16 protein-coding genes, 2 pseudogenes and 1 riboswitch are annotated in these 25,973 nt (G+C 70.5%); of the genes and pseudogenes, 11 read left to right on the top strand and 7 right to left on the bottom strand.

Going from position 1 to position 25,973, the window contains the following annotated elements; translation table 11 throughout:
• Nucleotides 1-457 precede the first annotated feature (457 nt).
• Nucleotides 458-928, bottom strand: coding sequence for a transposase (locus FRZ03_RS40105; protein ID WP_146464384.1), 471 nt, complete (start codon nucleotides 926-928; stop codon nucleotides 458-460).
• A gap of 176 nt (nucleotides 929-1,104) precedes the next feature.
• Here FRZ03_RS40105 and FRZ03_RS07640 point away from each other — a divergent pair, with 176 nt between their 5' ends.
• Nucleotides 1,105-1,347: a hypothetical protein gene (locus tag FRZ03_RS07640; RefSeq protein WP_146464383.1), complete on the top strand. Its 243-nt coding sequence runs from the start codon at nucleotides 1,105-1,107 to the stop codon at nucleotides 1,345-1,347.
• A gap of 820 nt (nucleotides 1,348-2,167) precedes the next feature.
• Here the strand turns inward: FRZ03_RS07640 and FRZ03_RS07635 are convergent.
• The 3 genes from FRZ03_RS07635 to FRZ03_RS07625 form a co-directional block, all read right to left on the bottom strand.
• A complete protein-coding gene (locus tag FRZ03_RS07635; RefSeq protein ID WP_146464382.1) occupies nucleotides 2,168-3,091 on the bottom strand; it encodes a YihY/virulence factor BrkB family protein in 924 nt (307 codons plus the stop codon).
• Between the two features lie 139 nt (nucleotides 3,092-3,230).
• On the bottom strand, nucleotides 3,231-3,416 hold the full coding sequence (locus FRZ03_RS07630) for a CsbD family protein (RefSeq protein WP_146464381.1): 186 nt from the start codon (nucleotides 3,414-3,416) through the stop codon (nucleotides 3,231-3,233).
• 427 nt (nucleotides 3,417-3,843) lie between these two features.
• Nucleotides 3,844-4,566 (bottom strand): DUF4232 domain-containing protein, encoded by a 723-nt coding sequence (locus FRZ03_RS07625; RefSeq protein ID WP_146464380.1) that lies wholly within the window; start codon nucleotides 4,564-4,566, stop codon nucleotides 3,844-3,846.
• Nucleotides 4,567-5,780: 1,214 nt separating this feature from the next.
• On the opposite strand from FRZ03_RS07625, the gene FRZ03_RS07620 reads away from it, so the two are divergent.
• The 3 genes from FRZ03_RS07620 to FRZ03_RS07605 all read left to right on the top strand — a co-directional run bounded on the left by FRZ03_RS07620 (nucleotide 5,781) and on the right by FRZ03_RS07605 (nucleotide 15,335).
• Nucleotides 5,781-6,626 (top strand): class I SAM-dependent methyltransferase, encoded by an 846-nt coding sequence (locus FRZ03_RS07620; protein WP_261398663.1) that lies wholly within the window; start codon nucleotides 5,781-5,783, stop codon nucleotides 6,624-6,626.
• A 145-nt stretch (nucleotides 6,627-6,771) separates the two neighbouring features.
• The gene (locus FRZ03_RS07615) at nucleotides 6,772-14,454 is read left to right on the top strand and encodes a type I polyketide synthase (protein WP_261398661.1); all 7,683 of its coding nucleotides are present in this window, start codon (nucleotides 6,772-6,774) and stop codon (nucleotides 14,452-14,454) included.
• Nucleotides 14,451-15,335 (top strand): thioesterase II family protein, encoded by an 885-nt coding sequence (locus FRZ03_RS07605; protein ID WP_146464378.1) that lies wholly within the window; start codon nucleotides 14,451-14,453, stop codon nucleotides 15,333-15,335. Before FRZ03_RS07615 ends, FRZ03_RS07605 begins: the two co-directional genes overlap by 4 nt.
• A 151-nt stretch (nucleotides 15,336-15,486) precedes the next feature.
• Here the strand turns inward: FRZ03_RS07605 and FRZ03_RS07600 are convergent.
• Nucleotides 15,487-16,115 (bottom strand): annotated as a pseudogene (locus FRZ03_RS07600) (IS110 family transposase); the annotation flags it as partial.
• 1 nt (nucleotide 16,116) lies between these two features.
• Between FRZ03_RS07600 and FRZ03_RS07595 the strand changes: the two are divergent.
• The 5 genes and pseudogenes from FRZ03_RS07595 to FRZ03_RS07575 form a co-directional block, all read left to right on the top strand.
• A pseudogene (locus tag FRZ03_RS07595) lies at nucleotides 16,117-16,284 on the top strand (short-chain fatty acyl-CoA regulator family protein); the annotation flags it as partial.
• A gap of 14 nt (nucleotides 16,285-16,298) precedes the next feature.
• Nucleotides 16,299-16,474: riboswitch (cobalamin riboswitch) on the top strand.
• Nucleotides 16,475-16,528: 54 nt separating this feature from the next.
• Entirely contained in the window at nucleotides 16,529-17,569 is a 1,041-nt protein-coding gene (locus FRZ03_RS07590; RefSeq protein ID WP_146464377.1) for an ABC transporter substrate-binding protein, read from the top strand.
• Entirely contained in the window at nucleotides 17,566-18,579 is a 1,014-nt protein-coding gene (locus tag FRZ03_RS07585; RefSeq protein WP_146464376.1) for a FecCD family ABC transporter permease, read from the top strand. The genes FRZ03_RS07590 and FRZ03_RS07585 overlap by 4 nt, the downstream gene beginning before the upstream one ends.
• On the top strand, nucleotides 18,576-19,397 hold the full coding sequence (locus FRZ03_RS07580) for an ABC transporter ATP-binding protein (RefSeq protein ID WP_146464375.1): 822 nt from the start codon (nucleotides 18,576-18,578) through the stop codon (nucleotides 19,395-19,397). The genes FRZ03_RS07585 and FRZ03_RS07580 overlap by 4 nt, the downstream gene beginning before the upstream one ends.
• Complete coding sequence (locus FRZ03_RS07575; protein WP_146464374.1) at nucleotides 19,378-19,764, top strand: (2Fe-2S) ferredoxin domain-containing protein; 387 nt, start codon at nucleotides 19,378-19,380, stop codon at nucleotides 19,762-19,764. The genes FRZ03_RS07580 and FRZ03_RS07575 overlap by 20 nt, the downstream gene beginning before the upstream one ends.
• A 252-nt stretch (nucleotides 19,765-20,016) precedes the next feature.
• Here FRZ03_RS07575 and FRZ03_RS07570 read toward each other — a convergent pair whose 3' ends face one another.
• Both FRZ03_RS07570 and FRZ03_RS07565 read right to left on the bottom strand, forming a co-directional pair.
• Nucleotides 20,017-21,480: a sensor histidine kinase gene (locus FRZ03_RS07570; protein ID WP_146464373.1), complete on the bottom strand. Its 1,464-nt coding sequence runs from the start codon at nucleotides 21,478-21,480 to the stop codon at nucleotides 20,017-20,019.
• Nucleotides 21,477-22,238 (bottom strand): response regulator transcription factor, encoded by a 762-nt coding sequence (locus tag FRZ03_RS07565; RefSeq protein WP_146464372.1) that lies wholly within the window; start codon nucleotides 22,236-22,238, stop codon nucleotides 21,477-21,479. Before FRZ03_RS07565 ends, FRZ03_RS07570 begins: the two co-directional genes overlap by 4 nt.
• 409 nt (nucleotides 22,239-22,647) lie before the next feature.
• Here FRZ03_RS07565 and FRZ03_RS07560 point away from each other — a divergent pair, with 409 nt between their 5' ends.
• Both FRZ03_RS07560 and FRZ03_RS07555 read left to right on the top strand, forming a co-directional pair.
• Entirely contained in the window at nucleotides 22,648-24,222 is a 1,575-nt protein-coding gene (locus FRZ03_RS07560) for an IucA/IucC family protein (protein ID WP_146464371.1), read from the top strand.
• Nucleotides 24,223-24,259: 37 nt separating this feature from the next.
• Entirely contained in the window at nucleotides 24,260-25,969 is a 1,710-nt protein-coding gene (locus FRZ03_RS07555; protein WP_146464370.1) for an IucA/IucC family protein, read from the top strand.
• The last annotated feature ends 4 nt before the right edge of the window (nucleotides 25,970-25,973 follow it).

The following is a 25,973-nucleotide window of genomic DNA, read 5'->3' as shown; positions in this document are numbered from 1 at the left end:
CCACGCCGGGACGCGTCGGGGTACGGGAACTGCCCGAATGCCTGGTGCCGGTGATCACGGGGAGTCGACGGTGAGGTCACACCAATCGGTCGACCAGCCCGTCGATGGAGTCCGGGGTGAGCGGGACCATGTCGAACAAGTGCGTTCGGTACGGAGGTCGGCACCAGCCTGCGAGCCCTGCTGACCGCTGCGCGACAGGGCGAAGGCCAGGTGCAGCACCGCCGGACCGTCGGGTCCGGTGCCGTCGGGCATAATTTCGCCCGGTGGCAAGGGCAGGTTGTAGGAGGGGCAGCCACCAGTCGAGTAGTGAGCGTTCGGGGCACTGACCGCTTCATCACCACAGAGCGTCGCCGCCGCACGGCCGAACTCGCCAACTAGGGCCTCTCGTTTGGATCAGGTCGGGCTCGCCAACAAGAAATCCACGAAACTCGCCACCTGGTGCTTCGAGCCCCCGACGTCACCAACCATCGATCAAAGTCACCCCCGATGAGCGAGGTGTCGCGATCGCCTGCCTGCGCAAGGCCGCGATCTCCGCGTCCTTCGCCGACGCCGCAACCGACTCGGGCCGCCCGGCCTTCTCCGCCGTCTTGATCCACTGCCGCGGCGTCTCGTGATTCACGCCGAGCTCGGTGGCAATGCGTGAGACAGGCCGGCCCGACGAACGGGCCAACGCCACCGCGTCGGCCTGGAACTTCGCCGAGGAGCATGCCGCCCTCGACAACTTCGCGCTCAGGCCGGCTGGGGAAAATTCCGCCAGCCCTTTCCGAGAGGCCAGCGCGTCATTACTGCGAGCCCGGGAGAGCGCATGCTCCGGCGGGCGCGGTGCCGAAGCGGCTCCGCAGTCCGAAAGGCCGTGCCGGGGTGCGGTGAACCGAACCGGCTGACGGGTGGCTCGGGTTCGGCGACACGGCTCGGGGCCTGAGGGCATGTCCTCCCGGGCTTGTCAGGAGTGTGTAACAAGCATTCGTGACCCTTGGGGTAGCGAGTTTCAGCGTGATCAACTGAAGATGCCTTGGGAATTCCCCTGGCGCACAAGTGTGCTGTGCGGTCGCAGAGTTCATGTGCCCGCCGCACATGTGCCCACAGACAGAAATGGAGCGAAGAATGCGCAAGACCCTCAAGAAGGCAATGGTCGTCGGCGCCGGCGTCCTGGCGCTCTCCGGCATCGCTGCCGGCGTGGCTCAGGCGACGCCGCGACAAGGCGCGGACATCCCCGGCAAGGGCACCCTCCAGGATTGCACCAATTGGGGTAACGCTCTGCAGGCCCATGGAACGATCGTGGGATTCGCCTGCATGGAGGATGAAGGCGGCAACTCGTGGGAGTTGACCCCCTACTACGCCAACTGACTTTGATAGCGCGTCAAGGCGAGATCCACGACACCTCACCGTTCGGGTCGATGACTGCCTGGACGTTCACGCTGCGCCAACGGTGAGGGGGGCGAGTGGTCTCCCCGGTCGTCACCGACGCGGTCGCATTCGGCGAGGCTCCGGTTCAGGAAGACGAAGCCGAGATCGTGTTCGCGCGAGGACTTCATCCCTTCGCCCGGTCGGTGTGGGGTCACTGAAGCCCCTGACACAGGCATGGGCAGTGCCGACGCACACGCCGAAGGCAGCGAGCCTTCTGTGCTTGTCGTAGGCGAGGCTCAGCGCGACGCCCCAGGCAGAAGCCTGGGGCCGTCTGCGGTCACGAGTCGGGCGGATCACCTTCGGTCGGCGGTCGAGTCGGTCCAGCGTGCACTGCGGTTCTGCTCGGTCAGGTCCGTGATGCCCACTCGGGCGTAGTCCGCTCGCATCGATGCTGCGCGGACTGCTCGTCCTGAGGCGCACTGGCCCGCCGACGGGGCAGGAGTCGCCTCGGCCTCGAGTGGGTACCAGGGGCCATCGGCAGCAGGCCTTGCAGATGCCGCCGAGCAGCGGGCAGCTGGGGCGTCCGCAGCGGCGGCTGTCGCCGACCGGGTGCTTGCCCCCAAACCTGCAGCCGGAGCAAAACGAGCGGAATCCGCCGAGATCACCTGCGCAAGCGCCGATCGGAGGACCCAGCCGTCCCCGTCACCCGCCCCTCTTCCCTTGAAAACGGCCGACCGTCCGGGAACTGCTTCATCGGAACCCGTCCCAGTGACCCTGAGCGGGTGCGAACACGCCTGAGGGCCCGGCGCACGCGGAGGAATCAGGCAGGTTGCCCGTCGGGCGGCTCGGGGGCAAGAGTGCTGTCGTCTTCCCGCTTCCCAGGCAGGCCCGGGCGGGCTTCGTCGCCGGTACGTGCCAGCTCGGCGTTGAACTGTGCGCCCGTCAGAAGCGCGAGGTTGGACAGCCACAGCCAGACGAGAAAGACCACCACGCCTGCCAGGGAGCCGTACAAGCGGTGATAGGTGCTCACGTGCGAGGCGTAAACAGCGAATCCCAGTGAGACGGAGAGTAGGAGCAGGATCGCCAGGGCGCCGCCCGGTGCCATCTTCCCCACGGGACGCGAAGGGGCCGGACCTGAACGGTAGAGCACAAGGACCAGAGCGACCGCCACCAATGCCAGGACGGGCCAGCGCAGGGCGTCCCACGCCACCTGGGGCACGGCACCCAGGTTCAGCACCCGGCCCAGAGCCCGAGCGACGCTGCCACTCAGCAGCAGCGCGAGCGTGGTCGTCAGGAGTAGGGAGATCAGCACGAGAGCGGTGAGGACGATGCGCGGGGCGGTGCGCCACACCGGCCGGTCGGCATCGACCCGGTGCATGGCGTGCAGGGCCCGGCGGAAGACACTCAGATAGCTGCAACTCGACCACAGGGCCCCAGCTACGCTGAAGACGACCAGGGCCCAGGCCGCGGATGATTGCTCCGCCATCTGCTGCAGAGTGCTGCGCAGCAACGTGCGGGAGGTGACCGGGACGGCCTGCGTCACCCGGTCGATCACCTCGGGTCGTCCCGTCGGCAGGGTCAGCCCCAGAACCGAGAGGAGCACCAGCAGCACGGGGAACAGTGCGAGCACCGCGTAGTAGGTCAACGCGGCAGCCCAGTCCGTGATGTCGTCGTTCCAGAGGGCCACTGGCGTACGGCGCAACGCCGCCCACCACACGCCCGCCCGGCCATCAGCGTCCCGCATGGTCCAGCTGCTCCTACTGTCTGTCATTCCGGCGCCTGTGCCCCGCAGTACCGCGGCGGCCGCGAGACGATGACCGAGCGTGAAGGCGGGTCCCGGCTCGGTTGCCGGGGCCCGCCTTCACAGGGTTCCGCGGAGGAGATCAGTCCTTCAGAAGGTTCCTCACCGCGTCCTTCGCCTTCTCGCCGGCCTGCTTGGCGTCGCCTTGGACCTGGTCGGCCCTGCCCTCCGCCTCCAGTCGTTCATTGCCGACCGCCTTGCCGAGCGCTTCCTTCGCCTTGCCCTTGACCTTGTCGCCCGTGTTGCCGACCTTGTCCGAAGTGCTCATCGGGACTGCCTTCCGAACCTGTGGGGGTGGTGTCCCCCGGCGTTTACCCGCCCCACGTCGGGTGATGCACCCGACGCCGTCCAGGAGTCCCGCGCCGGCTCGGATCAGGCTTCGGAAGGAACCAGGACCAGCCGGCCGCGTATGCCCCCCGCCGCGAGGCGATCGTGAGCCTACGGCATCACGCACTCCGCACGATGGCCGCCGCGCGACTCGCGGCGTCGTTCCCGCATGGAGGTACGCGCGGGACTCCGGCGACGCTGCACGGCATCGGCGTGCCGTGTGGTGCGGAGAGGGCAGGATTCGAACCTGCGTGGACCCCCGAAAGGATCCGACCTCGAGGCGTGCTCGCTGGTCCCCGGTCAACCGCTCCGGGCACCACAAGGGCTCTGGGGTCGGTGCCTCGCGCGGGCCGGACCTGTTGGTGCGGTCACTTGCCGGTGCCGGTGTGGTAGCCGACGGGGTCGACGTAGACGTCGGGGGCGTTGCCGGTGGTGGCGGGGACGGTGATGCTGAGGCCGTCGAGGTCCATGACGTCGAAGACGGTCTCGTTGGGCGGGGTGACGGCGAGCCTGGTGTAGGTCTTGCCGGAGCCGCTGGTGTCGGGGATGTAGTGGAGGAGGAAGCGGGTCTCCTCGCCGGGGGCGATGGTGACGGCGGGTGCGGTGGTGTCGGTGCGGGCGGCGTCGGGGCCCTTGTCGCCCAGGCCGTCGGCGCCGAGGAGCTGGACGCCGGGGAAGCCGTGCATGCTGCAGGTGGTGGAGCCGGTGTTCTTCAGGTTGACGACGATCTCGTTCTTGACTCCGGCGGACGCGGCGCTGAAGCCGAGGTGGTCGGTCTTGCACAGGGCGCCCGACGCCGTGGTCCCGGTCCGGGCGGCGGCCTTCTTCCCTGCGGCGCCGCTGGTGCTGGTTCCGGTGTTGCCGCTGGTGCCGGTGCTACCGGTGGTGTCGCTGGAGGTGCCGCCGGTGGTGTCGCCGGTGGTGCCGGAGGAAGCGCCTGCCGCTCCCTGGCCGCCCGTGGAGCTGCTGGCGGAAGCCGGTGTGCTGCTCTGCGCGGCCGTGCTCGAACCGTCGCTGCCGCCGCACGCGGTCAGCGAGAGGCCGGCCGCGGCGACGATCACGGCGAGGGCGGAGATCTTCTTGACGCGCATGTGCACTCCTGCGAGGTGGTCTTGTCCGGCCCGCTCGAACCGACGAGCCGCTGTCGTTTCTGGGGATGTCTGCTTCCGGACGGGCCGTTGCGCCGCAGGCCGGATCAAGATGCCGCTGTGACAGGCGAGTTGATGATCCGTGACAACCGCTTGTGCGAAACGGGACGAACCCGGTGAACCGGCATGGCTGCCGGAACTCGACGGAGCCGGCCGTGTTCAGCGTCCATGACGAGTCCGGAGTGTTCCGGATCCTTGAGTCTGGAGTTGCCGAGTCGGAACCGCCCCGCGAACACGCCGGTGTCCGGCAACACCCAGGACCCCATCGGGGAAGGCGTGCTGTGTCGCGCAGCATGCGGGTATGCGCGGGGATGATGTGGCGGGGGGCCGGTCATCCAGACCAGCGCTGTTCCGGTCGGAGACGCTCGGACCGAGGCGACCCCCTGGCGCGGACACTCTGACAACGGATCGTGCAGATCCCGGGGGAGGTGTCCTGGTGGGCCGTGTCCTGGTGGGCCGAACGCGAGACCCGAAAGGACCCGGTATATCCGCTGGACGCCGAGGGTCTCGGCGTGAGCGGAGACGAAGTCCCAGCGGCAGGTCCCCACTGCGTCTCCTCGGTGAAGTACGCCGTTGCCCGGCCCAGGATCTCCCGCTCGAGCTGCCACCCCTCCTCCGTTTTGCGCAGCCGGCCGTTCCCCACGCGCAGCCGGACCAGGCCTTCGATCCGGCTCTCCGCGCCCTGCTCGCCGTGGCTGTGAGCGCGGCCCGCGTGCTCATCGGCCCGGCGCACCCATCTCCGCAGCGTCTCGCCGGTCACCCCGGCATCTGCCGGGCCACCACCGGTGGATCGCCTGCGTGCCCCGCCATGAGCGGCAGGCCGCCGAAGACGCCTTGTTCGTAAAAGACGTGCCGCCCGCAGCTGACTCTGGTACGGGTTGATCGCAAAAGCCAGTGATGATCTACTGCGGATTATGGCCCGTCCCCGGAAACGCAGGAAGCTCGCCATGCATGACGGTCGGCCGCACGCGTCCGATACCGAGAACTGGGGGATCGGCAGGCGGTCGAGCGCGGCGTCGAACACCGCAAGAGGCACCGGGCCGTAACCACGAGACCCGACAAGCTCGCAGTCCGCTGGGAGGGACCGTCCGCGTAGTGGCCAAGAACAAGTGGCTTGCGACCAGCACATTCCCAACTCTGGCTACGGAGGCCCGCCGTTGACCCGACTCGAACCCACGTCCCGGCGCCGGCCCCGGTCCGAGGCGGCACCCGGCTACAAGGCCGGGGCCTTCGGCCATCAGAGGACCGGTGAGTGGGGCCGGCTGCGTGCACTGGAGGACCTGTGGGACCCGTTCACCGAGCACTGCTTGAGACAGGCAGGCGTGCCCGCCACGGCCCGCTGCCTGGAAGTCGGGGCGGGCGCCGGGTCGGTGGCCCGGATGCTGGCCCGGCTCTGCCCGAGCGGTGACGTCACAGCGACGGACACCGACACCCGCTTCTTCGAGGACCTCGCGACTGAGGAGCGCATCACCGTCCTCTGCCACGACGTGACCGAGGACGGCTTTCCCGTCGGCTCCTTCGACGTGATCCACGCCCGAATGCTCCTGTGCCATCTGGCGGACCCCGCATTAGTGTTGGCTGTCATGTCTGAGTGGCTGAGGCCCGGCGGTCTCCTCCTGGTCGAGGATCTCGACATGGGACCCGCCGATGTCCTGCCCCACCCGGTGATGCGTCAGGGGCTGCACGTCGCCGAGCGCACCCTTGGGCTCTCGCAGGGCAGCGATCTCCGCCTCGGCGGCCGATTGCAGGCCTTGGTGACTGACGGCGGCTTCATCTTGGGCGGCACGGAGGTGCAGCCGGTGATGATCGGTGACGGCGGCCCCGCAGATGAATTCTGGCGCCTGTCGTTCGCGCAACTCCGCGACTTCCAGGCTCGGAACAGCGACCCTCTGGCAGACGAGCTGGACGCGGCGCTGTCCTTGATCGACGATCCGGACTTCATGGATCTCGGCATGTACGCCGTCTCCGTGTGGGGCCGCAAGCCGGTGCAGCCGACCGGGTAGACCCTCGGTCCGACAGCTCCGGGGAGCGCCCGCCCGCCCAGGTCCGTGCACCTCCGCGAGCGCTTGAGCGCAGACCTGCCACGCCCTGTTGTCGCCTCACCATCATCCCTGAAATCCGAGCAGTGCCGCTTACGTGGAGGCCTCCATGGCTGTACCCCGTCCATCGTCTCCGCCCACCTCCATCGTCTGCGACCCCGCCTATGTGCCCGCTGACGCGGTGGCGGTGATCGGGGTGGGCCTGCGTCTGCCGGGCGGCATCAACCGCCTGGACCAGCTCGGCGAGGTGCTGGCCGAAGGAGGTGACCTGGTCGGCACCATGCCCTCGGACCGCTTCGACATCAGTGCCCATCGCGCCCGTCGCCCGGAAAAACCGGGCAAGTTCCACTCTGTCGCGGGTGGTTTCCTGCCCGAACCGGAGGTCACCGGTTTCGACACCTCGTACTTCGGTATCACTCCCAAGGAAGCCTCCCGGATCGACCCGCAGCAGCGTCTGCTGCTCGAGTGCGCGGTCGAGGCCCTCGACGACGCCGCCCTGGACATCGATGCCCTGGCCGGGAGTGAAACCGCCGTCATCACCGGTGTCTCCACCCACGACTACGCCGACCTGCAGGCGCGCCGCCTGCGTTCGAGCAATCCCTACACCACGACCGGCGGATTCCTGTCGATCACGGCCAACCGCGTCTCCTACGAACTGGATCTGACCGGGCCGTCGAGCGCCGTGGACACCGCCTGCTCCTCCGGCCTGACCGCGCTGCACCAGGCGTGCGAGCATCTGCGCACCGGCCGCAGCCCACTCGCCCTGGCAGGCGCGGTGAACCTGATGCTGTCGCCGGGCCTCTTCGTCGGCTTTGCGCAGGCCGGAGTGCTCTCGCCGACGGGTCGTTGCCACCCCTTCGGCGCCGCGGCCGACGGGTTCGTACGCTCCGAGGGCGCCGTGATGCTCGTCCTGAAGCCCCTGGCCGCCGCGCTCGCCGACGGCGACCGGGTACATGCCGTCATCCTGGCCACCGCCCTCAACTCCGACGGCCGCACCGTGGGTCTGTCCGCACCGAGTGCACGGACCCAGGCAGCTCTGCTGCGCCGTGTGTACGCCGCCGCCGGCATCGACCCGCGCGACGTGTCCTATGTGGAGGCGCACGGCACGGGCACCCTGGTCGGCGACCCCGTCGAGTGCGCGGCGTTGGGGGAGGTGCTCGGCAGCCACTGTGCCGATGCACCGCTGCCAATCGGTTCGATCAAGTCCAATCTCGGGCACATGGAAGCGGCGGCCGGGATGGCGGGGGTCCTGAAGTCACTGGTCGTGATCAAATCGCGTTCCATTCCGAGGACTCTGCATGCCGACCCGCCCAACCCGAAGATCGACTTCGATGGTCTCGGTCTGCAGCCGGTACTCACCGCCCGCCCCCTTCCCGGCGACAGTCGTGTCGTGATCGGCGTCAACTCCTTCGGCATAGGCGGCGCCAATGCGCACGCCGTCCTGGCCGCACCGCCCGCCGGCAGCGCCGCGGTGAGCGACGTCGCCGCCGCGCCATTCGTCAGCACGGCAGCGCGGCCGGTTCCGGTCATCGTTTCCGCGCATACGCGCCAGGCGCTGACCGCCACCCTGGAGTCCTGGGCGGACCACTTCGCCGCTATGGCCGCCGATTCGTCGCAGGGACCAGAGGCGCTGTACGACGCCGCCTTCACCGCATGCCGACGACGGACCCGGCGTCGCCACAGTCTGGCCTTCTTCGCGACCGGACCCACCCAAGCCGCCGAAGCTCTGACCCGGGCGGCACGAGGACACGAAGCCGACACTGCCACCGAACGCCTGGTGAGCGGAGGCAGGATCGGCTTCGTCTTCTGCGGAAACGGTTCGCAGTGGGCGGGCATGGGAGCCGAACTCCTCGATAGGGAACCCGCGTTCACCGCCGAAGTCCAAGCCGTCAGCGACGAACTCGAGCCCCTGCTCGGCTGGAAAGTGCGCGACGAGCTGGCCTGCGCCGATGCCTCCCGCTGGGACCGTACGGAAGTCGCGCAGCCGACGCTGTTCGCCGTCCAGGCGGGCCTGGTCGCCGCCTTGTCCGCCCGGGGCGTCGAGCCGCACGCCGTCATGGGACACAGCGTCGGGGAAGTGGCCGCCGCGTACTGTGCGGGTGGCCTCACCCGGGCCCAAGCCTGCCTCGTCATCGCCGCCCGCAGCCTCGCACAGGCCGCCACCGCGGGTTCGGGCGGCATGGCCGCGGTGGGCCTGAGCGAACAGGCCGCCAGGGAACACCTCGAACAGGCTCAGCTGCACGACCGGGTGGAGATCGCCGCGATCAACTCCGACCAGGACGTGACCCTCGCCGGCTCGCACGAGGACCTTGCATCCCTTGGCACCGCACTGGATTCCGACGGCGTCTTCTTCCGTGACCTGCGTCTCGACTACGCCTTCCACACGAGCGCCATGGACCCCGTGCGGGGCCAGCTGGCCCGCGCACTGAAATCCCTCGCCCCCGGGTCCTTCCGCATTCCGATGATCTCCACGGTGACCGGCCGCGCCGCGTCAGGGGACGACCTGGACGCCGAGTACTGGTGGGACAATATCCGCCGCCCCGTCCGTTTCCACCAGGCCGCCACCGCATTGGCAACCGGGGACGCCGCCTGCGACGTCCTGGTCGAGATCGGCCCCCACCCCGTGCTGACCGCCTATCTGCGACGTGCCACCGCCGGCGCTTCCGAACCCGGCGTGATCGTGCCCACGCTGTCCCGGACGTTCGCCACTGTGGACGCGCTGCAGCAGACCGTTCTGCGCGTACTCGCCGCCGGGGCAGCGGTGGACTGGGACAGCTACTTTCCCCGCCCCGGCGCGGTGGCCGACCTGCCGCCCGTGGCGTGGCAGCGCGAGCGGCACTGGAACGGCGACGCGTCCTGGTGGAGGGAAGACGCCCCCGGCGAGGACACCGCCGGCGCCCACCCTCTTCTCGGACCTCGCCAAGCCGGGCCGGAAGCAGCATGGCTGAACCGTCTGGACGCCGACCGGCTGGCTTGGATGGAGGACCATCGGGTCACGGACGCTGTCGTCTGGCCCGCCGCAGGCTTCGTGGAAATGGCCCTGGCCGCCGCACGGAGCCGACATGACGAACCACTCGAAATCACCGGCCTGTCCATCGGCCGAGCCCTGACCCTCGACTGGAGCGCCGACTCGGCGGGCCCAGCGGACGGGGACGACGTCCAACTGGCCACCGGCCTTGCCCAGGACGGCCGGCTCGTCATCCGAAGCCGCACGGGTGAACAGGACTGGATCGAGCACGCCCGCGCCGACGTGCGGAGACTGCTGCGCCCACAGCGGCCCCGCGTGGACATCGCCGCTCTGAAACGCCGCCTGCGGAACGAGTATCGGGCCCTCGAGCACTACGCGGCCGCCCATCGGGCCGGTCTCGACTACGGGCCGGCGTTTCGGACCGTCACACAGCTGCACACCGGGCAGGACGAAGCCTTGGGACGCTACGAGTTCACCGCGCCGGTCCAGCCCGAGCCCGGAGTCATCGCCCACCCCACGCTGGTGGACGGCGCCCTGCAGACCTGCCTGCCGCTGGTGTTCACCGCGGACCGACCCGCCCCGTTCCTGCCCGCCCGCATCACCACCATCCGCAGCTGGCAGGCCGTGCCCTTGTCCGGCTTCACCCACGTCACCCGTGCCACCGGCCCCGACGCCCTGTGGGACATCGCCGTGTGTGACGACAACGGTGACGTGTGCATGGAACTGCTCGGCTGCGAGCTGCGACGCTTCGAAACCGTGCCCGTCGACGAGCAGGACAGCCTGACCGAGGTTCTGCGCGCCGCCCCCCTGCCGGGCCAACCTGAGCCTGGCCGGAGCCCACTGCCTGCCGCGCGGTCCCTGCCGGAACTGGTCAGGAGGCAGAAGGACGCCCATCTGGGCCGGCTGCATCAGGTCAGCGACGCACTCCAGCCGCGTCTGCTCGAAGTCTGCGCCCACTTCACGGCCCAGGCCGTGCGCCATTTGCTCCCGGCTGTGAAGCACGCCTCGTTCGGCCTCGCCGACCTCATCGACGCAGGAGTCAAGGCCAAGCATGCGAAGCTTCTCGACGTCCTGCTGCCGCAGGCCGTCAGCCACGGCGCCCTCACCGTCACCGGGGCCGGCGCCTGGAGCATCCCGGCCGCGCCACGCCCCGAGGAACTGTTCAGCCGTCTGCTCGGGGACTTTCCCGGTCAGTCCGTCACCATACTCACCTACGGTGTGTGCGGGCGCCGCCTCGCCGATGTCCTCGCCGGTGACGTCGATCCTCTGGAGCTCCTCTTCTCCGACTCCGACAACCTCGTCCAGCGGTTCTACGAGGCCAGCACCTTCTTCGCCCCGCACACCCATGCGCTCGTCGGCTGGATACGCAACGTCGTCGACGGCTGGCCCGCCGACCGGCCGCTGCGTATCCTCGAGGTCGGTGCGGGCACCGGCGCCACCACCGCTGCCCTGCTGCCGCACCTGCCGCCCGAGCGGGTCCACTACACCTTCACGGACGTGTCACCCGCGTTCTTCCCGGCCGCCAAGAAGCGCTTCCACCACTATGACTTCCTCGTCCACCAGGTCCTGGACGCAGGAAGCGACCCCGTGGCCCAAGGCTTCGAGCCAGGTGCCTACGACCTCGTCATCGCCGCGAACATCCTGCACGCCACGAGCGACATCTCCCGCGCCTTGCGCGGCATGGCCACCTTGCTCGCCGACGGCGGCCACCTGATCGCCCTGGAGACCCACAGCGTGGAACTTCTGGCACCGGTGTTCGGTCTGCTGGACTCCTTCTGGCTCTCCACCGACCAGGGTGCCCGGCCAGACGGCCCGCTGGTGCCCTACGACCGTTGGCCCGACCTCCTCGCCGACTGCGGCTTCACGAGCACCGGGCAATATGACGACACCGCGGCGGACCGGCCGTACGTGTCCCTCATCGTCGCGGAGCGCGGCGCCCACGCCGTCCCCGACAAGGCAACGGACCGTATTTCTCCCGGGGAATCGGACGTGCGGCGGTCGTCCGCCGCTGCGACGAAGACCGGCGACGTGACGCAGCGGTCCTGGCTGGTGAGCACACCTACCGCCGACGACCCCACCGCGCTGGCGCAGCGGCTGACCCGAGCGCTGCTCGCCGAATGCCCTCACGGCGGCGTCCACCACATCGCGGGGGCAAGCGGTGCGGCCTCCTGGACCCGCGAACTGGCCGGTGCGGCAGACGGAACCCAGGCACCCCGACTGGTGAGCGACGTGATCCTACTCGCCGAACCAGCCGACGGAACGGGTCCACAGCAACGCACCGACCACGGTGTACGGCAGCTTGCCGCGCTGCGTGATCTCACCCGCGCCTGGAGCCGGAGTGCGCGGTCCCACGCAGGGAGCCTGCGCGTCTGGATCGTCGACGCCGACAGTCAGCGGCCACCCACTCCGCCACCCTCACTCCATGGCGCACCCCTGTGGGGCGCCGCGCGAAGCCTGGCGAACGAACACCCTTCACTGAACGTACGTCGTATCGCCCTGACCGAACCCGGCAACGACGACACATTTCAGCGTCTCCTGCACGAACTGCACCATCTGCAGGACAGCGCAGCCGCAGCGGGCGATCCCGAGGAACTCGTCGACGACGAGGTGGTCCTCACGCCGCATGGGCGCTTCGCCACCCGTGTCGTACCACTGCCCGCCGGTGAGGTCACAGCCGCATCCGAGCCCCACTACGCACTGCACGTCGAAACCGCCGGACGACATCCCGTCTTCGCCTGGCGCGCCACCACCGCGCTGCACCCGTCCGAAGGCGAGGTGCTCATCCGTACCGCGGCCGCGGCACTGAACCACCACGACCTGCTGACCGCAACCGGTGACAGTTCCCTGCCTGCCTCCCGGCGCCACGGATTCCTCGGCCTCGGCCTGGACTGCGCGGGCACCGTCACCGCAGTGGGCCCCGGTGTCACCCATCTCGTACCGGGCGACCGCGTCGCGGCCATGGCCCACACCGCCCTGGCCTCCCATGTCCTCGCTTACAGCGATCACGTCATACCGCTGCCCGACACCATGGAATTCACCGCCGCGACCACACTGCCCGCCGCGTTCCTCACCGCACACCACGCCCTCCAGCAGTGTGCTGCCCTGACCGAGGACGACACCGTCCTCGTGCACGCCGCCGCCGGGGGAGTCGGGTTGGCCGCCGTGCAACTCGCACAGCGAGCCGGCGCGCGCGTCATCGCCACGGCCGGCACACCCGCCAAACGGAGCCTGCTGCGCCTGCTGGGCGTCGAGCACGTGCTGGACTCGCGCACCCTGGACTTCGCCGAGCAGATCGCAGACCTGACTGACGGCCACGGCGTCGATGTCGTCCTCAACTCCCTGCCCGGCGAGGCCCGCCTGCGCAGCCTGCACCTGCTCGCCCCGCAGGGGCGCTTCGTCGAACTCGGACGCGACATGGAGCGGGGCGATCCACTGCCCGCTGCTCCGCCGGCCCGCAACGTCTCGGTGTTCGGAGTGGACACGCTGGACCTGCACGATCGGCGAACGCCTATGGTGCGGCGCCACTTCACGAGGTTGGCCGAAGCCGTCACCACCGGCCACTGGAGGCCGGTGCCCCATCACACGTTCCCCGCGCACCGCTTCGGCGAGGCCTTCGGTCTGCTGAACAGCGGCCGGCACATCGGGAAGATCGTCATCAGCTTCGACGCCCCACCGCCGGTGGTCCGCTCCGAGCCCACGAGCGCATTCGACGCCGACGCCGCTTACGTCATCACCGGTGGCCTCGCAGGATACGGGGCCGCCACGGCCCGCCACTTCGCCGCACGCGGCGCCCGTCACCTCCATCTCGTCGGACGCCGAGGGAACCGGACGCCCGGCGCCGCGAAACTGCTTGACGAACTGCGCGCCGCGGGAGCCGAGGTCACCGTGCACTGCGCCGACATCACCCGGCCCGGCGCCCTCGATCCCGTGCGCACCGCTCTGCGGGAACGGCGCCTGGGCGGTGTCGTGCACGCCGCCATGGTCCTCGCCGACGCTCCTTTGGCCGACTTCACCGACATCCAGATGGAAACCGTCCTCGCACCCAAGATCACCGGACTTCACGCACTCGACGCCCTCGCCGGGGAACACGATCCGGACTTCTTCGTCGCCTACAGTTCAGTGGCCGCCCTCGACGGCAACATTCAGCAAGCCCCCTACGTCGCCGCCAACGCCGCGATGGAGGCGCTGATCCGAGCCCGGCACCGATGCGGCAGCCCCGGCCTCGCCGTCCAATGGGGTGTCATCGCAGACGCCGGTTACGTCCACCGGACCGGACGCATCGACGAGATGGCCTCCTACGGCATGGCTCCCGTCACCGCCACCGACGCGCTCATCGCGCTCGACCGGCTGCTCGACACGCGAACGGGGCCCGTGGTTGCGGTGGGCCGCTTCGACTGGGACAGCATCAGCCGCGTCCTGCCCCGTCTTAAGGCTCCCAGGACCGGCGCACTGCTCCGACAGCGGCATGAAAGCACCGACAGTCTCACCACCTTGTGCGGTGAAGTGGCCACAATGAGCGACGGGGAGGCCGTCGTCCTGATCGAGGACAAGATCGCGGAGCTCGCCGCCGCGGTCCTGCACACCCCCGTGGACCGCCTCGACCGCACCTGCCGTCTGGACCTGCTCGGCTTCGACTCCCTGATGTTCCTGGAACTCTCCACGGCGCTGCGCCAACACCTCGGCTGCGACATTCCCACTCTGGAACTGATGGGCGCCGCCCACCTCCCCGACATCGCCAAGCGAGCCCTGCAACGTATCCGGCAGCCGGCTTTCCCCGATCGTATCGAGACGGTCGCCGTCCCAGAGCGGAGTGAACACGCATGAACGCCCCCGGTCCGACGGACGGTTCGGTCCGTCTCGACACCGCCTTGGACCAACCGGACTTCGTCGCCCTGCGCCCCGCTACCGGCGACGAACACCTCCTTCGCCTTTACTGCATGCCGCCCGCAGGGATGAGCGCCCCCTACTTCCAAGCCTTCATCCCCTACCTGCCGGCCACCGTCAGTGTGCACGCCCTGCAGCTGCCCGGACGCGGACGCGCCACCGGCACGCCTGTGCACACCGACCCGCACCGCCTCGGACAACTCCTCGCAGAACGCATCCGACAGGGCGACAACGGCCACCCCTATGCCGTGTTCGGTCACAGCGTGGGGTCACTCATCGCCTATGAGACCGTCAAATGCGTCATGAGGCAGGGGCATCGCCCGCCTACCCTGCTCGCCCTGTCCGCCATGGCCGCCCCCCACCACCCCGACTTCACCGCAAAGGCTCCGGACGTCCTGCTCGGCGGCCGAGAGGGAATCGAGAAGCTCTTCGGCCGCCTGCCCGACCACGCCGGCCACGACCCCAGAGCGCTGATCAACACGTGGATTCCGATGCTCGCCGATCTTCTGCTCGCTCTGCAATTCCCGCCCCACCAAGGCCCACCGCTGGACACCCAACTCGCCCTCTACGGGGGCGCGGACGACCCCGTCATCTCCCCGGAGGCGTTGGCGGGCTGGAACGACATCAGTGGCCAACCGGCCACCCCGCGCCTCTTTCCAGGCACTCACACCTACCCCCTCGACAACGTCGAAGCCCTCAGCTCCCGGCTGACCACCGACATCGTCACGTCCCTACGAGGGTGGGTGTGCCCCGTCAACGGCCCTGGCTCGGATGCGGGCGAGTGCCCACTCGGCAATCCCCGGAACAGAGCTTGGTCGTGATCCGCGAGCGCGTCACCGACAACCCCCGATGGAGATGGGGAGAAAGCGCCTAGGTGCAATACCGGTGACTTGTCGTTGATGTTCGTCGACGTGGTGACCTCGTGCTCGTTGCAGGGGGGTGCCTCTATGTCCTTCGTCAAGCCCGAGCTGGTCATGCGGCGATCGCTTCGGGGAGGCGTGATTCGTAGAAGGTTCCGTCGCGGAGCATGGCGAACAGAACGTTGATGCGTTGCCGGGCCAGGCGGAGGAGGGCCTGCGTGTGGGTCTTGCCGCGGGCCCGGCAGCGGTCGTAGTAGCCGCGGGAGGCCGGGTCGTACAGGGTGGCGAACGCGGAGAGGAGCATCGCGCGTTTGAGCTGCCGGTTGCCGCCTCTAGGCGCGTGTTCGCCGTGGATCGAGGTGCCCGACTGCTTGGTGACCGGAGCGCGGCCGGCGTAGGAGGCGAGGTGGGCGGCGGTGGGGAGGCTGGTGCCGTCGCCGACGGTGACCAGGAGAACTGCGGCGGTCCTGACGCCGAGGCCGGGCAGCGACGTCAGGACCTGACGCGTTCCAGGCTGGGGTGGAACTGGGTGAGCAGGCCGCGTATCCGGTCGGAGGTGCGGGTGGCCTCGGCGGCGAGGTCCTGGTCGAAGCCCACGAGCACGGTGAGTTCGGCGGTGATCTCGTCGGTCGGTTCCAGGGAGCGCAAGGTGTGCGGCATCGTCCGTGCCGCGTCCGCGATCACCGCGGCGTCCCTGGCATCGGTCTTCGCCTCGCCCGGGTAGAGGTCCGCGATCCGCCGCGGCCTCGACCTCACCAGCGCTGCCGCCACCCCCATCGGCATGGGCTGCCGGGTCGGTGAACGCCTCGACTGCCCCCAGCGCGGCGCACCGCCGCTCGGTCAGCCCTTGCGGATCGACCAGAACACCGGCACGTTCGTGCCGTACCCCGTGACCGATCGCACGCTCTGACCGTACGACGGGCTTGATAGCCTCAGTGGGCCAGTCGAGCCACATCCGAGGCCAGGGAATCCGGTGCGAATCCGGAGCTGACGCGCAGCGGTGAGGGGGACGGGCGGGGCACAACGCCACTGGGAGACCGGGAAGGCGCCCCGACCGGGCGAACCCGAGTCCGAAGACCTGCTGGCACCTCCGCGTCCCGGCGCGGAGGGACGTCCGTAGGCCAGGCTCCGCGTACGAGCCCCGACCCAAAGGCATGCCCGTGCTCCGCACCCCCGCTCCCATCCCGGCGCTTGTCCTCGCGTCCGCCCTGCTGCTCACCGCCTGCGGCTCCTCCGGCGACGACGCGAAGCCGCAGGAGACCTCGGCCACCGGCCATCCGGTGACCCTCGACAACTGTGGCCACAAGGTCACCCTGAAGGCGCCCCCGAAACGAGCCGTCTCCCTCGACCAGGGCACCACGGAGATCCTCCTCTCCCTCGGCCTCGCCGACCGCATGGCCGGTACGGCGACCTGGACCGACCCGGTGATGAAAGGCTTGGAGAAGGCCAACGCGTCCGTGCCGCGCCTCGCCGACAACTACCCCTCCTTCGAGAAGGTCCTGGACGCCGAACCCGACTTCGTCACCGCCTCGTTCGTCTCCACCCTCGGCAAGGGCGGGGTCGCCACCCGCGAGCAGTTCGACAAGCTCGGCGTGCCCGCCTACGTCTCACCGTCCGACTGCTCGGGCAAGGACAACGACAGCGGTGGCGACGGATCGCGCGGCAAGCCGCTCACCCTCGACGCCGTCTACGGCGAGATACGCGATCTGGCCCGCGCGTTCGGCGTCGAGGAGCGCGGCGAGAAAGTCGTCGGCGAGCTGAAGGAGCGGGTGCGCAAGGCCACCGACGGGCTGAACGCCTCCGGTGTCTCCCTGATGTACTGGTTCGCCAACTCCCAGTCGCCCTACCTCGCCGGCTGCTGCGGCGCCCCGGGCGCCATCACCCGCGCGGTCGGCGCGAAGAACGCGTTCGCCGACACCCATGACGAATGGCCCCAGATCAACTGGGAGACGGTCGCCGACCGTGACCCCCATGTGATCGTGATCGGCGATCTGACCCGCAAGCAGCAGACCGCGGAGACCGCCGAAGTGAAGATCCGCTTCCTGGAGACGAACGCCGCCACCCGCAGTCTGACCGCGGTGAGGAAGAAACGGTACGTCCTGCTGAGCGGGCAGGCGATGAACCCGTCCATCCGTACGGTCGAGGGGATCGAGAAGGTCGCGGCCGGCCTCCGGGACTTCGGGCTTGCCAAGTGAGCGCCCGTTCCCTGCTGTTGACGGGCGGCGGGCTGGTCGCGCTGCTCGCGTCGATCGCCGTGGCCGTGACGATCGGCCCGGCCGACATCTCCACGGAGGACGTCTGGGCCTCCGTCGCGGCCCATCTCGGCCTCGGCGAGAGCACGTTGGCGCCGCTGCGGGACGGCATCGTGTGGAACCTGCGCATGCCCCGCACCCTCCTCGCCGCCGTGTGCGGGGCCGGACTCGCGGTGTGCGGGGCAGTGATGCAGTCACTGCTGCGTAATCCGCTGGCCGATCCCTTCGTGCTCGGGGTCTCCTCCGGGGCGTCCACGGGCGCGGTCGCCGTGGTCGTGCTCGGGGTGGGCGGCGGAGTGGTGTCCCTGTCGGCGGGCGCCTTCCTCGGGGCGCTGCTCTGCTTCGGCCTGGTGCTGCTGCTCAGCCACACCCTCGGCGGCAGCACCGACAGGGTCGTACTGTCCGGGGTGGCGGCCATGCAGCTGTTCTCCGCGCTGACCTCGTTCATCGTCCTGACCTCGGCGGACGCGGAGACCACCCGGGGCGTGCTGTTCTGGCTGCTGGGCTCGCTCACCGGCGCCGACTGGGGACAGGTGCTGCTCTGCACCGTCGTCCTGGCGGTGGTTCTCGTCCTCTGCCTCGGGTATGCGAGCACGCTGGACGCCTTCGCCTTCGGGGACGAGGCCGCCGCGGGACTCGGGGTCCGGGTCGCCCGCACCCGACTGGTCCTGCTCTGCGCCACCGCGCTGCTCACCGCCGCTCTGGTCAGCTGCGCCGGCGCGATCGGCTTCGTCGGCCTGGTCCTCCCGCACGCCACCCGTGCCCTCACCGGCTCGGGCCACGCCCGACTGCTGCCGGTCACGGCGCTGACCGGGGCCGTGTTCCTGGTGTGGGTGGACACCCTGGCCCGCACCGTCCTCGACCCCCAGGAGGTCCCGGTGGGCGTGGTGACGTCCCTCATCGGCGTACCGGCGTTCGTCGCCGTTCTCTACCGCGGACGGAGAAGGACATGAACAGCCTGCACGCGGACCGTGTAGTGCGGCGCATCGGCGACAAGGTCGTCGTCGACGGCGTCACCCTCACCCTCCGGCCCGGCGAGACCGTCGGCCTGCTCGGCCCCAACGGGTCAGGGAAATCAACGATGTTGAGACTCATGGCCGGGGTCCTCGCCCCGACCGCCGGAGTCGTCGTCCTGGACGGCCGCCCGCTCGCCGAGGTCGGCCGCCGCGCTACCGCCCGCCGGATAGCCACCGTCGAACAGCACGCCCACACCCAGACCGAACTGACCGTCCGGGACGTCGTCGCTCTCGGCCGCATCCCGCACCGCCGCGCTTGGACACCGCCGACGGCGGCCGACGCGGCAGCTGTCGCCGAGGCCCTGCGGCGCACCGGACTGACCGACCGGGCCGACCAGTCCTGGCACACCCTCTCCGGGGGCGAACGCCAACGCACCCAGATTGCCCGCGCCCTCGCCCAGGAACCCCGCGAACTCCTCCTCGACGAACCCACCAACCACCTCGACATCCAGCACCAGCTCGACCTGCTGGCCCTCGTCGCGAGCCTGCCGGTCACCACTGTGGTCGCCCTGCACGACCTCAACCTCGCCGCGATGTACTGCGACCGCCTGCTCGTCCTGCGCGACGGCCGCGCGGTCACCGAGGGCACCCCCGCCGAGGTCCTGACCCCCGCCCTCGTCGAGCAGGTCTACGGCGTCCGCGCCGAGATCACCCACGACCCTGGCCACCCCGTGATCCGCTTCCTGCGCCCGGCGGCCCGGGACGCATCCCTCCCGGAGAGGAACGTGACGAGCGATGCCCCGACAGCGATCTGAAGAAGCGGGCGCGGAGCACGCCCCCGCCGAACCGGTGCCGTGCCGTGTCGTCGTCTGCCGGGACTGCTGCTGCGGAAGCCGGAAAGTCACCGGCGTGGATCACGACCGGCAGCTCACGCGCCTGACCGAGGAGGTCCCCGTACGCGTCTCGGACTGCCTCGACGTGTGCGAACACGCCAACGTGATCGTCGTCCAGCCCTCCGCCGCCGCACGGGCCGCCGGCGCTCGTCCGGTCTGGCTCGGCCTCGTCAACGACCGCGACGCCACCGAGGACATCGTCGCCTGGGTACAGGCCGGCGGCCCCGGTATCGCCCCCTGCCCCGACATTCTCGATCTGTACGTGTTCACCCCGCCGCGGAGGGCGTGATGAGCCTGAAGACCTGGTCGTAGGTGTGGTGTCCCGGCTGGCCCTGACTGGGCCGCATCCTGATCCCAGCTGCCCGCGAAGAACTCGGAAGTTGTCCGCTTGAAGGAGGCCCGCAAGGAATCCCGGGCTGCCGAGACCACGTCCCGGCACCGAGCAGATCAGGTAGCGGTCTCGCTGTAGCCGAAGCACACGCCCTCGACGGCCAAGGAACCGGTTCCTTCGGGGCGGCCCTGTCCTGCTGCCTGCCGGCCCTCACCCCGCAGGTGCGGGTCGGACCGCCGAGTCGACGTCCGCTGTGGTGACGAGGCGTTCCTGCTGGTTGCGGCATGCGGCGTGCCGGAGGCGGACGACCGCGTCGAGTCCGCCGCCGGGGGCTGCCTCCAGGGTGACATCGCCCCCTCCTGCGCGGGTGAGGTGCCGGACCAGCGGCAGGCCGAGGCCGGTGCCGTCGTGGTCTGCGTGGGGAGCACGCCAGAAGCGGTCGAAGGCCCTGTGCCGTTCGGTCTCGGTCATGCCGGGTCCCTGGTCGATCACATGCAGCTCCGCCATGGGCGGGGTGCGGGTGCCCCGTGCGGGGGCGGTGACGACGGCCAGCGTGACGGAGGTTCCCGGTGCGGACACCCGGAGCGCGTTGGACAGCAGGTTGTCGATGATCTGTTCCAGAGCGCCGGGGACTGCCAGCACCGGAAAGGATGCGCCTCCGGTCACGATGATGTCGACCTGCTGTTCGGCGGCGAAGGCCGTCCAGATGTCAGCGCGGTCGGAGACCACGGCATTGAGGTCGGCGGCTTCCGCCCGGATCTCCGTGTTCTCCAGCCGTGCGAGCGCGAGCAGCCCCTGCACCATGCGACTGAGCCGCTCCAGCTCCCCGAGCGCCTTGTCGAGACTGTCCTGCGCGCAGGGGGCGAGGTGCGGCTCGAAGTTCTCCAGGCGCAGGCGTAGCGCGGTCAGGGGCGTCTTCAGCTGGTGTGACACGTCGGAGGCGAACGCCTGCTGAGCCTTGAGCAGGTGCTGCAGCCGGGTCGCGGTCCGGGTGAACGACGTGGCGAGCCTGCGCAGTTCGGGCGGCCCGTGGTCGGTCGCCGGGGGATCGGTGATCCGCCCTTCGGCGAGTTGCGCGGTGGCGCGTTCCAGGGCCTGCACGGGCCGGGTGATCGAGCGCGCGAGAGCGAACCCGATCAGGGAGGCCGCGGCGAGGACTCCGAGACCCACGGCGGCGAGGACCAGCCAGGTGGCGCGCACCCGGGCCTTGAGCGGGCCCAGCGCGTACACCGTTCGCACCACACAGGGGACGGCGGGGCCGGACCCGCCTGGCACGGTGACGAAGAGGAAGTCACCGTCTGCGGGCGGGGCCCTGCGCGCGCCGACGGTGGGGCGATCGTGCAGTGCTGCGGAGATGTCCGGCTCGGCGGACAGGTCCTCGCCGACCGCGGCGTGGGCAGCGGTGTCGGTGAGGACGACACCCCGGTGGTCGGCGACCAGCACGGTGCCGCCGGTCCGCCGCCCGTACGCGAGGGCGAGGTCGGGCAGGTCGGCCGTCAGTCCGTGCTCCATCTTGTCCTCGCAGACCTCGGCGAGCGTCATCGCTCCTTGTTCCGCCGTGCGGGAGAAGCGGGCCAGCTCGCTGCGGGCGTAGAAGACGCCGAAGGGCACTTCGAGCGTGAGCAGGACGAGCAGTATCAGGCTCAGGTGGCTGAGCAGGAGGCGACGGGTCACCGGATCTCTCCGCCGCGTGTCCGCACCGCGGTGGACGGGGCGTCGGGAGGTGCCGGGGGGACGAGGCGGAAGCCGATCCCGCGGATGTTCTCGATCCAGGACGCGTCGCCGAGTTTGCGCCGCAGCGCGGCGATGTGGACGTCCAGGGTCTTGGTCGGGCCGAAGAAGTTCGGCTCCCAGACCGCGTCGAGGATCTGCCGGCGGGAGCAGACGGCGCCAGGGTCCTCGGCGAGGCAGGTGAGCAGGTCGAACTCCTTGGGCGCGAGGGCGACGGACGTCTGGTGGAGGCGTACCTGCCGGGTACGGGAGTCGATGGTCAGGGGGCCGATCCGCTGGATGTCGGGTGTCCCGGGATGACCGAGGCCGTCCGAGGGCTTCGACGAACCACACCGCGGGTCCGCCACCGCCGGGCGGGCGCGGCGGGTGACGGCACGGATCCGGGCGACGAGTTCCCGTACGCCGAACGGCTTGGAGACGTAGTCGTCCGCACCCAGTTCGAGCCCGAGGACACGGTCCACCTCGTCGTCCCTGGCCGTGATCATGATGATCGGTACGGACGAGCGGGATCTCAGCGCCCGGCACACGTCGATGCCGTCCATGTCCGGCAGCCCCAGGTCCAGCAGCACCATCGCCACCTCCGGCGCGGCGAGGCCCTCGGCCCCCGTCCTGGCGTGTTCCACGGTGAACCCGAAACGGCGCAGCCCCTCCGCCAACGGCCCGGCCACCCGGTCGTCGTCCTCGATCAGCAAGACACGCATGCCGAAAGGCTCACAGACACCGGCCACGGCGCGTGGCGCAAACGCCGCAAGCTCCCCCGAGCCAGTGATCTTCCACGGTCGGCCCATGCGCCAAGGCGCGGCTTCTTGACGACATCAAGGGACTGGCCAGCGTGGCGTAAGCCGAGAGTTAAGACGCCGGACGACGGCACTCGGTGTGCCAGGTGGCAGTCGGAACCTGATCCAAGGTCAGTCGGCGTGCCCCGGCGTTCTCCTCGGCCGGTACGGCCGCGCCGGCGCAAGGCGAAACGCTGCTTCGGGGGAGTCCGCGACCTCTCGCTGTATTCGCTCTGGCAATTCCCTTGATCGTCTTCCCGTAGCGTCGGTCGGGCGGTCGGTGCCACCGGAGCACCACCGGACCACCCGCCACCGCGAGAACCAGGGACACCGCATGCCCATTGACGAACTGCGCCGCGTCCGCCCGGACCTGGTGGAGCCCTTCGCGACCGCACTTCCGGGAGCACGCGCCACCGTGCTGTCCCGCCTGTGGGGCGCCTTCGGACGAGAACCCCTGCCCGGTGTGACCAGGCGCCGTCGTGAGTCCGGATCTCTGGTCGTCGAGCTGCGACGGGGCGGTTCGCTCTCGGCGGCCGAGGCGGGCGCGCGGCCGTTCGCCGACGTTCCGCGGGACTTCGCCGTGTCGGGGCCGCAGGGGCCGATCAGCGACCCGGTCCGGCTGCTGGGACAGCTGGGCCTGCATGGCCCCGCGGCGCGGCGGCTGGCGGCCGAACTCGGCAACAGCGTCGTCAACCTGGCCCTCGCCAGAGCCGCGAACGCGGGCCGGAAGGTCCACCCGGCCGACTCGGCGGATGCCGAGCAGGCGGTCGTCGACGGCCACCCGCAGCACCCCTGCTGCCGGACGCGCACCGGCATGTCCGTCGCCGACGTGCTCGCCTACGCGCCCGAACACCACCCGGTCGTCCGGCTGGCCCTGGTCAGGGTCCCGGCCGACCGCTGGCAGGGCGCCGGCGACTGGCCGCGGGCACTGCGCGAGGGGGCCGCGTTCCTGCTGCCGGTGCACCCCTGGCAGCGGGACCACGTGCTCCGCCACCACCGCGATCTGGCCGTCGTGGAGGAGACGATCCCGGCCCGCCCGCTGCTGTCGCTGCGTACCCTCGCACCGCTCGGCGCGCTGCCCGGCTGCCACGTCAAGACCGCCCTCGACGTCCAGGTCACCAACTACCGGCGCACCATCTCCGCGGCCGAGGTCGCCGACGGGCCCCCGCTGTCCGAGCTGGTCGCGGCCGTCCTCGACAAGGCCGGACACAGCGGCAGCCTGCGCGTCCTGCGGGAGCTGGGCGGCGGCTCGGTGCGCGTCGACGGACTGCCCTCCGCGAGCCTGACGGCCATGATCCGGGAATCGACCGAGTGCCACCTCGGCGCCGGGGAGATCGCGGTACCGCTCACGGCCGTGCACGCGACCGGAGCCGCCGTGGTGTCAGGGGACCCGGTGCGCTGGCTGGCGGACCTCGCCGGCCTCGTCCTGCCGCCCGCCCTGACCCTGCTGTCCATGGGAGTGGCGCTGGAGGCACACGGCCAGAACACGCTGGTCGTCCTGCGGAACGGGCGGCCGGTGCGGGTGCTGTACCGGGACCTGGACGGCGTACGGGTCAGCCCGCGCCGCCTGGCCCGGTGCGGTTTCACGCTGCCGCCGCTGCTCGGCACCCGCGCCGGCGACGACATCGGCGCGCTGCGCACCAAGCTCTTCGGCGGCCTGGTCAGCGGGGTCTTCAGCGAGCTGGTCGACGTCCTCGCCCGGACCCGGGCGGCTGAGCCACCGGCGCTGTGGGGAACGGTCGCCGAGGCCGGACGCCGCGTCTTCGCCGACCTGCCGGATCAGGAGGACGCGACGGCGTTCTTCGGGGACACGATGCCGCTGAAGGCGACCGTCGCCATGCGCCTGTCCGAGAACCCGGGCGCCGCGCAGTGGACGTCCGTGCCCAACCCCCTGGCGCTGTTCCGTTGACCTCCGCCACCGACCGCTGTCCCACTGGAGCGACCCCATGACCACCGACACGGCACCCCACACCGACGGCGCCACCACCGTCCTCTCCCCGACCGCGGAGCCGTCGCGGACGGCCGACCTCGTCACGACCCACACGCTGCTCAACTGCCTGGTCCGCGAGGTGTCCGCGCCCGAGCACCAGGTGACGGTCGTCGACGACCACCTCCTGGTACGACTGCCCCGCCAGGGCCTGCTGCTGCGTGCCGCGCTGCGGCGGACCTCGTTGATCGGAGCGCACCGCTTCCAGGGCTCGGTGCAGCGGCTCGACGGCGATGCCTGGGTGACCGTGGACTGGCGCGAGCTGGCCGGCTGCGTCCAGGAGGAACTGGAACAGCGCACGGGCCTGGCCAACGAGGAGTTCCCGGGCCAGGTGGCGGACAGCCGGGAGACGATCCGCGTCGTACTGGAGGAGCGGGCGGGCGGCCGGACGGCCGCGGACCCGTACGTGGCCTCGGAGCAGTCCCTGGTGTTCGGCCACCGTTTCCACCCCACGCCCAAGGCTCGTACCGGCGACCCGGCGGACTGGCTGGCGTACGGCCCGGAGACAGGCACCCGCTTCCCCTTGCGCTACCTGGCCGTACGCCGCCACCTCGTACGCGAGGAGGGCGAGCCGCACCCGCTGGACGCGCTGCACACGGTGGCCGGCCCGGAGTTCGCCGTGCTCCCCGTGCACCCCTGGCAGTACCGGCTCCTGAAGGACCACGACCGGCTGCGCGAGGCGGTCGCCGCCGGGGACGTCGTGGACACCGGCACGGGCGGCCCGGAGCTGGTGCCGACCGCATCGGTGCGGACGCTGTACGCCCCGGAGCGCGATGTGTTCCTGAAGTTCAGCCTCAACGTCCGCCTCACCAACTGCGTCCGCAAGCACGCGAGTTACGAACTGTCCGGGGCCGTCGTCCTCAACCGGCTGCTCCAGCCCGTCTTCGCCCGGCTCGCCGACCGCTTCCCGGGCTGCGCACTCCTGGCCGAGCCCGGCTACCGCACCCTCGACACGGCCGGCGACACCGCCCTCCTGGAGGGCTTCGGCGTCATCGTCCGCTCCGGCCTGCGCCACCACCTGCGGCCCGGGGTCACCCCCCTGCTCGCCGCCGCCGTGGCCGACGAGTACCCGACCGGCGCGGCCCATGTCTCCCATCTGCTCGCCCGCGGCGACGGCTCCGTCCTGGCCTGGTGGGACGCGTACCTCGGGCTGTTGCTGCCGCCGGTGCTGGCCGCCTACTTCGAACACGGCGTCGTGCTCGAACCCCACCTGCAGAACGTCGTCGTCGGCGTCGAGGCCGACGGCACGCCCGCGCAGATGTTCTTCCGCGACCTGGAGGGCACCAAGCTCCTGCCCGGCCGGCACGGGCAGGCCCTCGCCGAGCTCCCTGACGACGTGCGCGGTTCCCTCACCTACGATCCCGAACACGGCTGGAACCGGGTCGCGTACTGCCTCCTGGTCAACCACACCGCCGAGATGCTCAGCGCCCTGGCCGACCTCGACCCGGCCCTGGAACCCGCCCTGTGGGGCCTGGTCCGCGACCACCTCGCCGACTACGCCCGCACCGCCGCCGAACCGCCACGTCTGCGGGCCCTGCTGTCCGGCGTACCGCTGCCGGCCAAGGCCAACCTCCTGCTGCGCTGGTCCCGCAAGGCCGACCGGCACGCGACCTACGTGCCCCTGCCCAGCCCGCTCGGCGCGGACTTCCCCCGCGAGGTGGTCCGGTGAGGCC

The organism is Streptomyces misionensis, assembly GCF_007896895.1.
Classification (GTDB): domain Bacteria; phylum Actinomycetota; class Actinomycetes; order Streptomycetales; family Streptomycetaceae; genus Streptomyces; species Streptomyces misionensis_A.
Note: the sequence above shows the minus strand (reverse complement) of the source record. Positions and strands in the feature narration are given on the sequence as shown.

Excerpts from the sequence above, each read along its gene's own strand:
- FRZ03_RS07630 (WP_146464381.1), bottom strand. The coding sequence starts at position 3,416 with ATGAGCACTTCGGACAAGGTCGGCAACACGGGCGACAAGGTCAAGGGC.
- FRZ03_RS07575 (WP_146464374.1), top strand. The coding sequence starts at position 19,378 with ATGCCCCGACAGCGATCTGAAGAAGCGGGCGCGGAGCACGCCCCCGCC.
- FRZ03_RS07635 (WP_146464382.1), bottom strand. The coding sequence starts at position 3,091 with ATGCGGGACGCTGATGGCCGGGCGGGCGTGTGGTGGGCGGCGTTGCGC.
- FRZ03_RS07640 (WP_146464383.1), top strand. The coding sequence starts at position 1,105 with ATGCGCAAGACCCTCAAGAAGGCAATGGTCGTCGGCGCCGGCGTCCTG.
- FRZ03_RS07605 (WP_146464378.1), top strand. The coding sequence starts at position 14,451 with ATGAACGCCCCCGGTCCGACGGACGGTTCGGTCCGTCTCGACACCGCC.
- FRZ03_RS07565 (WP_146464372.1), bottom strand. The coding sequence starts at position 22,238 with ATGCGTGTCTTGCTGATCGAGGACGACGACCGGGTGGCCGGGCCGTTG.
- FRZ03_RS07555 (WP_146464370.1), top strand. The coding sequence starts at position 24,260 with ATGACCACCGACACGGCACCCCACACCGACGGCGCCACCACCGTCCTC.
- FRZ03_RS07590 (WP_146464377.1), top strand. The coding sequence starts at position 16,529 with ATGCCCGTGCTCCGCACCCCCGCTCCCATCCCGGCGCTTGTCCTCGCG.
- FRZ03_RS40105 (WP_146464384.1), bottom strand. The coding sequence starts at position 928 with ATGCCCTCAGGCCCCGAGCCGTGTCGCCGAACCCGAGCCACCCGTCAG.
- FRZ03_RS07560 (WP_146464371.1), top strand. The coding sequence starts at position 22,648 with ATGCCCATTGACGAACTGCGCCGCGTCCGCCCGGACCTGGTGGAGCCC.
- FRZ03_RS07625 (WP_146464380.1), bottom strand. The coding sequence starts at position 4,566 with ATGCGCGTCAAGAAGATCTCCGCCCTCGCCGTGATCGTCGCCGCGGCC.
- FRZ03_RS07580 (WP_146464375.1), top strand. The coding sequence starts at position 18,576 with ATGAACAGCCTGCACGCGGACCGTGTAGTGCGGCGCATCGGCGACAAG.
- FRZ03_RS07615 (WP_261398661.1), top strand. The coding sequence starts at position 6,772 with ATGGCTGTACCCCGTCCATCGTCTCCGCCCACCTCCATCGTCTGCGAC.